The organism is Candidatus Rickettsia kedanie, from assembly GCF_045865205.1.
In the GTDB taxonomy this organism is placed as follows: Bacteria; Pseudomonadota; Alphaproteobacteria; order Rickettsiales; family Rickettsiaceae; genus Rickettsia; species Rickettsia australis.
In genome coordinates this window covers 86,323-99,100 of record NZ_BAABMM010000034.1, presented here as the reverse complement: position 1 = coordinate 99,100, position 12,778 = coordinate 86,323, and the positions used below count along the sequence as shown (strand labels likewise).

Genomic DNA, 12,778 nt, shown 5'->3' with positions numbered 1-12,778 from the left:
TCTATTTCTTCTTGAGTAAGTCTTTCATTACTTACTTCTTTTTGTTTGATAGATTTTTGTAATTCTTTTGTTGCCGTTAACTTATCTTTTGTTGTATTTGAATTTGATAAAATTTTCGCTTGTGCTAAATCAAGAGCTTCAATTAAATTAGTAGAGCCGCTTTTTCCAAATGTGGTAGATAATGCTTCTTGACTTGAACCGATTCCTGAATCAACAGAAGAAGATCTAGAAACATTATTAGATTTAGGATTAATATTTGCCTGTTGTACATAAGATTTGCCGGCATCTATTAATATTTTATCAGTAAATTGTTCTAGTTCATTGAATGAGTTTTCTAGTTTTACAAAAAGTGCTGTGGAGGAATGTACTATTGCCGGTGATAACTTAGGTATAGAATCTTCAGGTATAGTTTCTAAAGAAGGAGAAGATTTACGTGTTTCTTTCTGTAGTACTGATTCATTTTGCCTTATTAAATTTGATATATTTTTAAATTTATTTGCTAATTCTTCAGATAATATATCAATCTGGTTATTGTTATTACTTCCGGCATATAAGACTAGCGCCTCCTTTATATTTTGCGAGATATTATCTGCATGATCTATTAATAACATCTTATATTGCAAATCTAATTCACTTGAATTATTAGTATTACGGAAGTAATTTTTATTTACTGATATACTTTTGCTGAGTATCTTTTTAGACGCTTCTATCAATTCTTTTTCTCCTTTCTCTTCTTGATTTTTAAACTCTTCAAATAAATTTTGTAAACCGTCTGAAAAATCTCCGGCATTATCAAGGTATAAAAATTTACTTCTTATAATCTCTTGTGCTTTTTGATTGGAAGCTTGTTGCACTTTTTGTTTCTCTTGCATTGCTCTTAGAATGATATTTTTATCTAATGAATTAATCACATCATAAAAATTTTTTATTTCATCTAATTTTTCTTTAGGTTCTTTTATTTTTTGTAATCTTTCTCTTAATTCTTGAAATTTATCCCATTCATGTTGTTTAAGAAAAAATTCTTCTATTTTTGTATTTTTAGTATTAGGGCTTCCTCCGCTACTCAGGATTTTATTTCTAGCTGCCTGTAATCTAGATGGTTGATGAGAGTTGATATTATTAATCAAATCTAAAATTTCTTTTGATGTCTTATTAAATTCTTCATTATTAGTTGGATTTTTGATTGTTTCTTGAACTGCTTCTCTTAACTTTATTATTTCTTCTTTAAGGCTAAGCTCTAGTTTTTGTTGACCACGTGTTATAGCTTGTTCATTTTCTTGCGAGGTAAGTACTTTTTTATCTTGCTGTATATTTAAGCTCTTTTCCCCTACTTTCTGAACAATTGCTTCCATCAATTGCAATAGATTCATATTGCTCTTTATTTCTAGTCCTTGCTCATTAGTGACCGGTAATGCATTACTTAGTCTTAATAATTCTAAAAAATCTGAAGGGGATATTAGGACATCAAGTTGAGCCTTTGTTTTTTTACCTTTTTCATCTTCTTTAAAACCTTCAACTTTACCAATACTAATAGGTAGATTTTTTAAATAAATTTCTTTACTAGCACCTTGTATATTGTTATCATTTGCTACTTTGAAGTTAGCTTGTTGCTGAGAAACATACGGTCCAGGCTTTCTAGGGTCTATTTTATTTATTAGAGCTTCTATAAAATTAGTTATACGTGTTATAGCTAGTTTATCTGTGTCTAAAATATTATTTAAATTAGTATTTTTTATTAAATAAAGATTTCTTATTAGCCGATCTAATTCATTCTTATGTTTCATAATTTCCTTCTATTAATAAAAATACACTAAAATGTAATACCATTTATGTTAAATTAACAATACTAATAATTAGTATTAATTCAATATTGTAAATCTTGTTGCGTTTGTGCTTCAATAATATAATGTTATCATTTATTTTATCGTCTCAATGAGTTTTTTAACTCCCTCAACTGATTTGTCGAATAATGCTTTTTCTTCTTTAGTTAATTGTAGTTCTACTACTTTTATGACACCTTCTTTACCTATAATAATAGGTACTCCGACATATAAATCATTAACCCCATATTCACCTTGTAAATAAGCGGCGCAAGTTAGAATTTGACGTTTATCTTTTAAATATGCTGCAAGCATTTCTATTGCTGAGGCTGCGGGGGCATAATAAGCAGAACCTGTTTTAAGTAATGCAACAATATCGCCGCCGCCGTTTCTAGTACGATCGATTATTTTTTCAATATTTTCATTACTTGATAAGCCCATTTTTATCAAGTCAGGTATCGGTATGCCTGATATTGTAGAATATCTTGCAAGAGGTACCATAGCATTACCATGACCGCCGAGAACTGTGCTATTAACATTGCTAACCGATACTTTAAACTCTTCGGCAAGAAAAAGATTAAATCTTGATGAGTCAAGTACGCCTGCCATACCTATGACTTTATTATGAGGTAATCCGCTTGCTTTAAGCATGACATATACCATAACATCAAGCGGATTGGTAATTACTATTACAAAAGCATCAGGAGCGTATTTTTTAACATTCTCTGCAACATTTTTCATAATACCGGTATTAATGCTAATTAAATCGTCTCTACTCATCCCTGGTTTCCTTGGTAAACCGGCAGTAATAATTATTGCATCAGACCCTTCAATATCTTTATAGTCGTTTGTGCCTTTTATTTTGATATCAGACCCGGCTATTGTACCGGCTTGCATGAGATCCAATGCTTTTCCTTGTGGTACTCCTTCAGCCACATCAAATAATACGATATCACCGAGTTCTCTAAGGCTAATTAAGTGAGCAAGCGTAGCACCTATGTTACCGCTACCTATTAATGAGATTTTTGGATTTGTTGTCATTACTCTCTCTACAAATATTAAATATGCTTATTACTATATTACAAATAGATTCAAGAAAAAAGAATTTTTAAATTATATTGTTAAATGGTTAATTCATAAAAATTAACCATTCACATTGACGTTATTAAAATAGATTAATAGAATGCCGAGTCGAAAATACCATGAAACATGGAATTTTAATAAAATAACTAAAAAACAGAAGATCACTAGGCATAAAATTTCTAAGTTAATAAATGTTTTTAAATCTTGTGTGGGCAAGGGGAGTAATACAACAGAATGTAAAACCGTTCCAGATGTGTTGCACGATTTATGCGTTAGTATTAACAATAGCCTTAATAGTAAGAACAGTAAAGATGTAAGCTTTGATACGGTAGACAGCCCAGAAAACAAAAGTACTCTACATCATGTAACTGACTGAGCAGACCTTAAAGAGTTACTTCAAAAAAATATTGATCCTAATATACAAGATGAGAATGGTTATACTGCTTTAGAGGTTACAGGTAATTTTGAAAAAGCCAAAATGTTACTTGAATAGGGTGCTAAGGTGAATGACTATAAACAGATGGGTGAAGTATTATATTACTGTGGCTGTAACTCAGTAGAAAATAAAATGATTCTTTCACGATTAATGTATAATAATGCTAATACTAATTTTACAAAAGCAAACTTAGTAAGACAATGTAAAGAACCGCATAAAGAGGCAGAGCGGTTAATAAAACGAATTGAAAAATAAAGGGCTTAATATATCAAAGTAAAGAAGTAGAGACGTTAAGAGTATATGTTGACAGATTACAGAACTTTAAAAAATAAATATGAAAAAGCAAAGGATAGTAGCCAAGCTGTTTCAAAAATAATATTCAATTATATTGAAACTCAAGAGAGTGATAGTTTAAAAGCTAAACTTGTTACTACTTGTCAAAATCTAGGGTTAATCGAAGATTATTCGGAAGTAGCTCAAGAAAATGCATTATATAAGTGCTTGGATGAGGCTTTTGATTTACTTGATCAAGGATTAATAGGAGAAGATGCTCAAAATACAGTAGTTTGATCAACTATTACGTGGATCGATTTCACGATTGTCCCTAGTAGTTAAGCTGACCTTGTTGTATGGTTTGATTTCATTCCTGCGTGGATTGGTTTTCTTATCATTGCGAGGAGGCATTGTTGCGTAGACCGGTAAAACCTACTGTGTCACCCCGTGGCTCGACCACGGGGTCCATAAAAACAATAAAAAATACTAATAATTTTAGTATTTTTAACTGTATCCCGTGGTCAAATCACGGGATACAGAGGTAAAACTGATCCATGCAACAACACCGGCTTTACCACGGGGTGATAGAGGTAAAATTAATCTACGCAACAAGACCGCTTGCAATGACGACTTGTCTTGCAGGATGATCCACAAAATTATCAACGTTTTATCATCTTATTATAGTGTTCCGATAAAACTTTCACGCCATATAGCCATAATAGACATATGATAATAAAACTAAACATCAATAAACCGGCTATGTCGTTATGTACAGCGTGCGGGAAAATACTAAAGGATATGAATTGAATAATAGCACCTATTGATTTACCGATTTTAGTACCTATAACATCAACAGCAGCTTTACCTTTAGTCTTCATTTCACTATCGAGCGGAATATATACCATTTCTTTAGTAGCATCGAAAAGTGAATATTTTACGGATTTAGAAAGTACATGCCAAAGTCCGCCGATAAAAACTATAACGACAAGCGGTGCACCATAGCCGAGAGTATTTACGATATTTCCTAGGTGATTTTCAAAAACCGTGAATGAAAAGAACATAACGCCTGCTCCAAACATCATAATCGGTGTTATAATAGCTCCCCAAAACCAGCCGCATATTCTAATTAAACTACTGCCTAAAAACGCACTAACTAACGTGAGTACTCCCGTCCAAAAAAATACTTCACCGTGATAGGATATAAAATCCTTTGTAGCAGGATAGAGTTGTTTTACTTGTGACATCCATAATCCTTCTATGAGGCTAATACTCATAGAATAAGACATTACAAGAAGACAAATAAAACCGAGATATCTAGAAGTTAATATCACTTTTGCACTTTCGATCAAGCTTAATTTTAATATATCCGTTCTTTGGTTTTTAAATTTAATATTTTTGTCTGCTTCTACAACTGATTTATCAATAAGTTTATGAAGAGCTAGACAAATTAATCCGGATATTAAAATAACCGTAATAAATGATTTTAAAAGTATTTCGTTTGTATCGTTTAGATGAGAAAATAAAGGTAATAAGAAATGCTCACTCTTAGCAAAATAAATAATTACGGTTCCTGAGATGAGTAAATTCGTTTGTCCGAATAAAGTAAAAAATGAGTAAAATCTTGGTGCTTCTTCGACTTTAGTAATTTTATTTGCAAGCTGCCAATATAAAAGAGTAAAGACTATAACTGGCCATAATTCTCCCATAATATAAAATAATACTAAACTCCACTGTCCCAAAATTATTAAAAACCATTTTAAGTGAGGAAGAACAGTGATATAGTGCTTAATTAATGCAGGATCAGGATGAAAAAAATCTCTGTACGGAAATAAAATAAAACCAAAAGTTGCGAAGAAAAATAAAAAAGTACCGGTAATGATCCTAAAAACTTGCTCTGTTGTCATAATATTACAGAGTTTAGAATAAAGAATAACAAATAAAATTCCCATCGGCATTTCGCCCCAAAGTTTGATAAAACTCAATACTTCCGAGCTAATTAAGGTAACAACAAAACTATCTTTAATACTACGAACTAAGTTTTGATTAAGTAGAATAAAAAACATTAGTAAAGCCATCGGGATAAACTTGGTTAATTCATACGATCTAATCGGCCATACTATATGCCTAAATTTACTGTTTCTGGCTTTATTCAAAATTGTGAAGTTAGAATCCACGGCATCCATTGGTTTACTATGAGCTTATTTTTTAGTACCGGATAGTTTGTATTATATGTCATTCCTTCTTGCGTGCATGACATAGAGTGAGACTCCTCTTGAGTTGATACCCATGGGAATGACATATTAAGGCTTTAAGTCTTACAAAAACATAACATTTTCAAAAACTGTCTGGCTATATTATTTTTTATGGAGCCTAGACTATAATAAAAACTATGTCAAGATTTTTTATTATAGTCTCATATATTATTGTTAATTACATTTGTTATACTTAATCGCTGCGTTAATAAACTGAATAAATAACGGATGAGCTTCAAAAGGTTTAGATTTAAATTCTGGATGAAATTGTACTGCTACGAACCAACGAAGTACCGGTAGTTCAATTATTTCTACAGTCTCTTCATCTTTTAAAAAACCGCTAAATACTACTCCATTTTTTTCAAAAATATTTTGAAATTCATTATTAAATTTATATCTATGACGATGTCTCTCATTTATTTCAAGGCTTTTATAAGCATTAGCTGCAATGGTACTTGCAACCAAACTACAAGGATAAGAGCCGAGCCTCATAGTCTTTTTTACATTTTCAATTGTTATGTTTGAGTCTTCATAGTTTTTATTTATTTTCTTAATAATTTTTGTACCGGCTACTTTAAATTCTTCCGTTACTGCATCTTTAATACCGATTAAGTTCTGAGCTATTTCGATCGTTGCAAGTTGCATACCGAAACATATTCCAAAAAAAAGGTATGTTATTAGTGCGAGCATATGTTGTTGCTGTAATTTTTCCTTTAGTTGCCCGTTCTCCAAATCCGCCTGGTACTAAAAGCCCGTCTATATTTAACAATTTTTTATTAATATTCTCTTCAGTTAGATTTTCAGCATTTATCCATACTAAATCAATTTTGTATTTGTAATAAATACCTGCATGATCAAGTGCCTCGATTACTGATTTATAAGCATCTTTTAATTTATGATATTTAGCTATTATAGCGATTCTTACTTTTGAATTAGAATCTTTGAGTCTACCAATTATATCATACCATTTATCTAATTTAGACGGTACGACATTAATATTAAAAAATTTTAATACTTTATTGTCAAGACCTGAATTATGATACGCAATCGGTACTAAATATATATTTTTTTGATCTATTGCCGGAATAACATACTCAGATTCTATATTACAAAATAAAGCTATTTTTATCTATTTTGCTTTTTGAAATGTTACGTTCTGCACGACAGACTAGTATATTAGGTGTAATACCTATAGCACGTAATTCTTTAACTGAGTGTTGGGTAGGTTTTGTTTTGAATTCACAAGTGGTTTTAATATAAGGTAATAATGTTAAATGAATAAATAAGCAATGTGCGCTTTTTAATTTGTTACCGATTTGCCTTATAGCTTCAAAAAACGTTAGACCTTCAATATCACCGACTGTACCGCCTATTTCACAAATAATAAAATCAAAACCCTTGGTGTTTAAAAGTATAAATCTTTTATTATATTTGTAACATGCGGGATGATTTGCACGGTAACACCGGTGTAATTTCCTAAACGTTCATCTTTAAGTAATTTTGAGTATATTGTTCCTGTCGTGATGCTATCAAACTTGCACGAGGAAACTCCGGTAAAACGTTCATAATGTCCAAGATCTAGATCGGTTTCTGCTCCGTCATCCGTTACATATACTTCCCCATGTTCGTGAGGATTCATAGTCCCAGGGTCGACGTTAAGATAAGGGTCTAGTTTTCGTATGCAAACTTTAAATCCTTTCGCTTGTAATAGCATAGCAAGAGATGCTGCCATTAGACCTTTACCGAGTGATGAAACAACGACGCCGGTAACAAAAAAATAAAACGTACCATTATTTATTATAAACCTAGTTTACTAATATTTTCGTAAAATTTTACTGCTTTTTTTAAGTCTTCTTCCGTATCTACGGAAATAGGAACATTCTCAACTAAACATGTACCTATAGTCATGCCGTTTTCAAGGAAACGTAGTTGTTCTAAACGTTCTGTTTTTTCTAAAAAAGTTGGCTTCAGAGATACAAATTTTTCTAAAGCGTTTTTGCGAAAACCATACATGCCTACATGATATAAAAATTCTTCTGCACCGTTTGGAATAAGACTACGCGAAAAATACAATGCTTGCCCCGCCGGGTCAACCGCTACGGTAACATTACTAGTAGCTTCCACTGATTCCCTATCTACCTTTACTACCGGTGTAACAATATCGTATTCGCTGTTTTTTAAATATTCTATAATTTTCAAAATAGAGCTAGGTTCAATAAAAGGCATATCTCCCTGTACATTAACTATGTAATTAATGTTTTGATTATTTGGAATTAATTTAAAAGCTTCATAAGTACGGTCAGTACCGGTTGGGATAGCACTATCCGTGAATATTACTTTCCCTCCGACTTTTTTAATAATATTTGCTATCTCTGCCGAGTCGGTCGCAACATATGTATGCTCAAGGTTAGCCTGATTTATTTGTTTGAATACCCGCTCGATTAAAGTTATAGAGCCGATAAGCTGCAGCGGTTTTTGTTTAAGTCTAGTTGAACTTAGCCTTGAGGGGATAATTATAGCAACGTCCTGATGCTGCATAAACTTCCTATATATTAAATATTAAATTAAAAAATAATTGTTGACAGCTTAGCCTTTTTCGGCGATAAAGTAAAACATAATTTTTGAATATATTTTATACTTAAGTGTCATTCCGTGGTCAAGCCACGGAATGACACACACGAAAACATAAATATATTTAAGAGCTCGTAGCTCAGTCGGTAGAGCATTTGACTTTTAATCAAAGGGTCCCGGGTTCGAATCCCGGCGAGCTCACCATGCTTCTACACTGTGGGTTTGTAGCTCAGCTGGTTAGAGCACACGCCTGATAAGCGTGAGGTCGGAAGTTCAAGTCTTCTCAAACCCACCATTCAATCAACTAAAATCTGTATTACATATTTAAAGAAGAATAAGCAACATTAGATTAATCAGTAATTTCTTTGTATCGATAACATTTTTTCTCAATGAGTTTTTTTAGAGGTAGGAAGAGTTTAAAAGGGAGATTATCAAGAGCAAACCACTGCCAGTTTTCTACCTTATAAGGCTCAAGATTCTGTAATTCATGCTCATTTAAACAATGAGCTTAAGGAAAATAGAGACATAATGTTGTTGCTCTTTTTCAAAGGCATCGTTAGTCACCACTAACCGACACGTGGGTGGTTAGTCATATATTCAGTAGCTCCGAATAAATAATAAAGTTGATATACGAAGTTCTATCTATTGACTTATTAATAGCTTACGTTAATTTCCAAATCAAATAAAAAATATTGCTTATTTAAATACCATGAGCTATTTGTAGATTATATTTAATATTTACCTGTAGTTATGAATTCTACCAATCAATCACAAAATAATAGCTTAACTCTCTCATGGCTTAAGCTTGGTATAGTGTCTTTAGGGCTTGCCGGTTTATATTCAATTATTTTGGTGGTACTACGTACCCCGCAATTATCGCGTTTTTTTCCGAATCCACATATTTTCAAATCTGCTTTAATTATTCATGTTAATTTATCGGTATTGATTTGGTTATTGTCTATTACGGCTAGTGTTTGGTCTTTGTCATTACAACAATCCTCTATGTCATTTCTGCAGCCCCTTATGTCATTCCCGCGAAAGCGGGAATCCATGCTTTTTTTTCTCGATTCCCGCTTTCGCGGGAATGATATACTATACAAGCTTGCCTTCTTAGCTACTCTTCTAATCGCTATTTCCTCAATAGCGGGGCATAATCCGGTGATGAATAATTATATACCGATGCTTGAAAATATCGTATTTATTTTAGGGTTAAGCTTATTTGGCGTTACGCTGCTATTATATGCGATAAATATTTTATACTTATTCGATTGGGCCAATTTAAATAGTCTAGTTAATTTTACAATATTATCGACTATTATAATGTTTATGTTAAGTTTCGTTTGCTTTGGGTGGTCTTATAATGGTTTGCAAAACATTATCCAAATTATTCCTATCGAGATAGAATTTTATTATGAATTACTTTTTTGGAGCGGAGGTCATTTATTACAATTTATATATACTCAAATATTAATATTTATTTGGGTTATCTTATTTCAGAAGCTAATAGGCAGAGAATTAAAATTCCAAAAATTTCACCTGTTTTTACTTTATTTAAATTTTATTTCCAGCATTCTTATACTTTTCGGTCATATATCTTATGACATTATCGACGGAGCATTCAAAGAATTCTATACAAATCATATGAAATATCTAGGCGGTATTGCTCCTGTTTTATGTGTGGTCGGTATGGGGGTTGAGTTCTTGTCATTCCGCAGCTTGACCGCGGCATCCAGTAAAATAGATCCCGCGGTCAAGCCGCGGGATGACACGGTTATAATAAATAACAGAGTCATCAAAACCATCTTACTTTGCTCCATTACTTTATTTTTACTTGGCGGGCTTATTGCAATGAACATCACGGGTATAAATGTAGTAATCCCGTCTCATTACCACGGTTCTATAGTAGGGATTAGTATTGCTGGTATGGGGTATAGTTATTTTGGTATCAATGTTATTCCCGCCCCTTATGTCATTCCCGCGAAAGCAGGAATCCAGAAAAAAGTATTCGAAAGAATGGATTCCTGCTTTCGCGGGAATGACATAAGGGGTTACGGGATGACATTTGCCATCTACCTCCTAACATTCGGGCAGATTCTGCACATACTAGGTCTAGCACTCGCCGGCGGTTATGGAGTTATGCGGAAAGATCCAAATAGCGTAATGTCGATGTCAGCTAAGCTATTAATGGGAATGATGAGCGGAGGAGGGCTTATTGCTATAGTAGGCGGCTTGATGTTTGTATATATTTGTGTTAAAGTAATGTTTTTTAAAAGTATAAAACTAGAACATGAGTAAACCAACTAGAGAAGAAGCTACAGAGGCAGTAAGAACGTTACTAAAATTCATTGGTGAAGATCCAACTAGAGAAGGGCTACTTAAAACCCCTGATAGAGTCATTAACAGCTATACGGAAATATTTTCCGGTTATGAAAAGGATGTAGAGGAAATATTAAATACAAAATTTTACGATACTTGTAATTTTCAGGACTTTATCTCACTAGAAGACATAAAATTTACCTCTTTTTGCGAACATCATATGTTACCTTTTAACGGTACGGTACATATAGCTTATATTCCTGATAACTGTATTGTCGGTATAAGCAAGTTAGCACGAATAGTAAATATTTTCGCTAGAAGGCTGCAAATTCAAGAAAAAATGACGGTACAAATAGCAGAAAGCGTACAGGAGAATTTAAAGCCGCTTGGCGTTGCCGTGAAGATTTCTGCCTTGCATAGTTGTACGTCTATGCGTGGAGTGATGCAGGATCATAGCATAATGAATACCATGCATTATACGGGTATATTTGCCGAGCAGCAGAAATATCGCCATGAGTTTTTGAATCTTACCACGAAAAGATAAGTGTATCTTTTGTGTCATTCCCGCGGAAGCGGGAATCCATCTTTTTATTATAAATGTTTTTCTGCATGCCCGCTTCCGCGGGAATGACATAAAAGATACGGAGATGACATAGAAATACCATATTAAACTAAAAATAACTAAAAAAATTCTATGTTATTATCACAATATTTTTTACCTGTTTTAAAAGAAGAACCAAGTGAAGCTCAAGTAACTTCGCATAAATTAATGCTTAGAAGCGGAATGATTAGGCAGCAGGCAGCAGGGATTTATACATGGCTTCCGCTTGGCTTAAAGGTACTTAAGAATATCGAGAACATAGTAAGCTTAAATATGCATAAAGCAGGAGCTTTAGAAGTTCTAATGCCTTGCATTCAACCGGCACATTTATGGATAGAATCGGGACGTTTTGATAATTACGGTAAAGAAATGCTGAAATTCCAAGATCGTCACGATAATACTTTACTATTCGGTCCGACTAATGAAGATATGATTACGGATATTTTTCGTCATAATATTAAGTCATATAAGGATTTGCCTAAAAATCTTTATCATATCCAGTGGAAATTTCGTGATGAGATTAGACCACGTTTTGGGGTTATGAGAGGACGAGAGTTCCTTATGAAAGATGCTTATTCTTTTGATATCAACGAAGAAAATGCCGTTAAGACCTATAATCAAATGTATAAGGCTTATATTAATACTTTCAGGGATTTAGGCGTGTTTGCTATCCCTGTTATTGCCGATAACGGTCCAATCGGCGGCAAGTTAAGTCATGAATTTCATATAATTGCTGAGACCGGTGAAAGCACTATTTATTATGATAAAAGATTTAAGACATTAAAAGATAATCCTGATATCGATGTAGAGGAAATTAAAAGCTGGTACGCAGCGGCTGAAGCAAAGCATGACATAAATAAACTACCGATATCTGAACAAGCAATAACCAGTAGTAAAGGGATAGAAGTCGGGCATATTTTTTATATCGGATCAAAATATTCGGTTAATATGAATGCTCTTATTAATGATGAACACGGTAAGCTAGCTCCTGTAGAAATGAGTTCCTACGGTATAGGTATTTCAAGGCTAGTTGCAGCTATCATAGAAGCAACTTGCGATGAGAAAGGTATCATATGGCCTTCTAGCGTTGCTCCTTTTAAAGTTTCTCTAATTAATTTGAATATTCATGATAGTAAATGTGTAGAGCTTGCGGCAAAAGCTTATAAAGAGCTATCAGATAAAAATATAGAAGTGTTATATGACGATACCGAAGCACGTCCAGGCAGTAAATTCGCAACGCATGACCTTATCGGCTCACCTCATCAAATTATAATCGGTCCTAAAAAAGCTGCAAATAATATCGTTGAATTAAAAGACCGTAAAAGTGGAAATATAGAGGATATTGAGGTAGAAAATCTTATTAATTATATCAAATAATATAGACAGTGATAGTATCATATGATACTATCATAGGTATATTCAATAT

The 12,778-nt window shown here is 33.0% G+C and carries 9 protein-coding genes, 2 tRNA genes and 2 pseudogenes; 8 read left to right on the top strand and 5 right to left on the bottom strand.

Going from position 1 to position 12,778, the window contains the following annotated elements:
• Positions 1–1,916: 1,916 nt before the first annotated feature.
• Complete coding sequence (gene mdh / locus ACKTSD_RS05170; protein WP_412708281.1) at positions 1,917–2,861, bottom strand: malate dehydrogenase; 945 nt, start codon at positions 2,859–2,861, stop codon at positions 1,917–1,919.
• A 142-nt stretch (positions 2,862–3,003) separates the two neighbouring features.
• On the opposite strand from mdh, the gene ACKTSD_RS05165 reads away from it, so the two are divergent.
• From ACKTSD_RS05165 to ACKTSD_RS05155, 3 genes are all read left to right on the top strand, one after another.
• The gene (locus ACKTSD_RS05165) at positions 3,004–3,279 is read left to right on the top strand and encodes a hypothetical protein (RefSeq protein WP_412708280.1); all 276 of its coding nucleotides are present in this window, start codon (positions 3,004–3,006) and stop codon (positions 3,277–3,279) included.
• Positions 3,280–3,405: 126 nt separating this feature from the next.
• Positions 3,406–3,594 carry a hypothetical protein gene (locus tag ACKTSD_RS05160; RefSeq protein ID WP_412708279.1) on the top strand — a complete coding sequence of 63 codons (189 nt, stop codon included), beginning with the start codon at positions 3,406–3,408 and terminating at the stop codon, positions 3,592–3,594.
• A 45-nt stretch (positions 3,595–3,639) separates the two neighbouring features.
• A complete protein-coding gene (locus ACKTSD_RS05155; RefSeq protein WP_412708278.1) occupies positions 3,640–3,909 on the top strand; it encodes a hypothetical protein in 270 nt (89 codons plus the stop codon).
• A 362-nt stretch (positions 3,910–4,271) separates the two neighbouring features.
• Here ACKTSD_RS05155 and tlc2 read toward each other — a convergent pair whose 3' ends face one another.
• From tlc2 to ACKTSD_RS05140, 3 genes and pseudogenes are all read right to left on the bottom strand, one after another.
• Positions 4,272–5,795, bottom strand: a complete 1,524-nt coding sequence (gene tlc2 / locus ACKTSD_RS05150; RefSeq protein WP_412708277.1) for a nucleotide exchange transporter Tlc2 — start codon at positions 5,793–5,795, stop codon at positions 4,272–4,274.
• Between the two features lie 243 nt (positions 5,796–6,038).
• Positions 6,039–7,655 (bottom strand): annotated as a pseudogene (gene pyrG / locus ACKTSD_RS05145) (CTP synthase).
• 6 nt (positions 7,656–7,661) lie between these two features.
• A complete protein-coding gene (locus ACKTSD_RS05140; RefSeq protein WP_412708276.1) occupies positions 7,662–8,402 on the bottom strand; it encodes a 3-deoxy-manno-octulosonate cytidylyltransferase in 741 nt (246 codons plus the stop codon).
• 161 nt (positions 8,403–8,563) lie between these two features.
• Here ACKTSD_RS05140 and ACKTSD_RS05135 point away from each other — a divergent pair.
• Positions 8,564–8,639: transfer RNA gene (locus tag ACKTSD_RS05135), tRNA-Lys, on the top strand.
• Between the two features lie 14 nt (positions 8,640–8,653).
• Positions 8,654–8,730 (top strand) — tRNA-Ile (locus tag ACKTSD_RS05130).
• A gap of 153 nt (positions 8,731–8,883) precedes the next feature.
• Here ACKTSD_RS05130 and ACKTSD_RS05125 read toward each other — a convergent pair.
• A pseudogene (locus ACKTSD_RS05125) lies at positions 8,884–9,005 on the bottom strand (ADP-ribose pyrophosphatase); the annotation flags it as partial.
• Positions 9,006–9,185: 180 nt separating this feature from the next.
• Here ACKTSD_RS05125 and ACKTSD_RS05120 point away from each other — a divergent pair.
• The 3 genes from ACKTSD_RS05120 to proS all read left to right on the top strand — a co-directional run bounded on the left by ACKTSD_RS05120 (position 9,186) and on the right by proS (position 12,729).
• Positions 9,186–10,730 carry a hypothetical protein gene (locus tag ACKTSD_RS05120; protein WP_412708275.1) on the top strand — a complete coding sequence of 515 codons (1,545 nt, stop codon included), beginning with the start codon at positions 9,186–9,188 and terminating at the stop codon, positions 10,728–10,730.
• Complete coding sequence (gene folE / locus ACKTSD_RS05115; RefSeq protein ID WP_412708274.1) at positions 10,723–11,295, top strand: GTP cyclohydrolase I FolE; 573 nt, start codon at positions 10,723–10,725, stop codon at positions 11,293–11,295. The genes ACKTSD_RS05120 and folE overlap by 8 nt, the downstream gene beginning before the upstream one ends.
• A 150-nt stretch (positions 11,296–11,445) precedes the next feature.
• Positions 11,446–12,729 (top strand): proline--tRNA ligase, encoded by a 1,284-nt coding sequence (proS, locus tag ACKTSD_RS05110; protein WP_412708273.1) that lies wholly within the window; start codon positions 11,446–11,448, stop codon positions 12,727–12,729.
• Positions 12,730–12,778: the final 49 nt, after the last annotated feature.

Excerpts from the sequence above, each read along its gene's own strand:
- mdh (WP_412708281.1), bottom strand. The coding sequence starts at position 2,861 with ATGACAACAAATCCAAAAATCTCATTAATAGGTAGCGGTAACATAGGT.
- ACKTSD_RS05165 (WP_412708280.1), top strand. The coding sequence starts at position 3,004 with ATGCCGAGTCGAAAATACCATGAAACATGGAATTTTAATAAAATAACT.
- ACKTSD_RS05155 (WP_412708278.1), top strand. The coding sequence starts at position 3,640 with ATGTTGACAGATTACAGAACTTTAAAAAATAAATATGAAAAAGCAAAG.
- tlc2 (WP_412708277.1), bottom strand. The coding sequence starts at position 5,795 with ATGGATGCCGTGGATTCTAACTTCACAATTTTGAATAAAGCCAGAAAC.
- ACKTSD_RS05140 (WP_412708276.1), bottom strand. The coding sequence starts at position 8,402 with ATGCAGCATCAGGACGTTGCTATAATTATCCCCTCAAGGCTAAGTTCA.
- ACKTSD_RS05120 (WP_412708275.1), top strand. The coding sequence starts at position 9,186 with ATGAATTCTACCAATCAATCACAAAATAATAGCTTAACTCTCTCATGG.
- folE (WP_412708274.1), top strand. The coding sequence starts at position 10,723 with ATGAGTAAACCAACTAGAGAAGAAGCTACAGAGGCAGTAAGAACGTTA.
- proS (WP_412708273.1), top strand. The coding sequence starts at position 11,446 with ATGTTATTATCACAATATTTTTTACCTGTTTTAAAAGAAGAACCAAGT.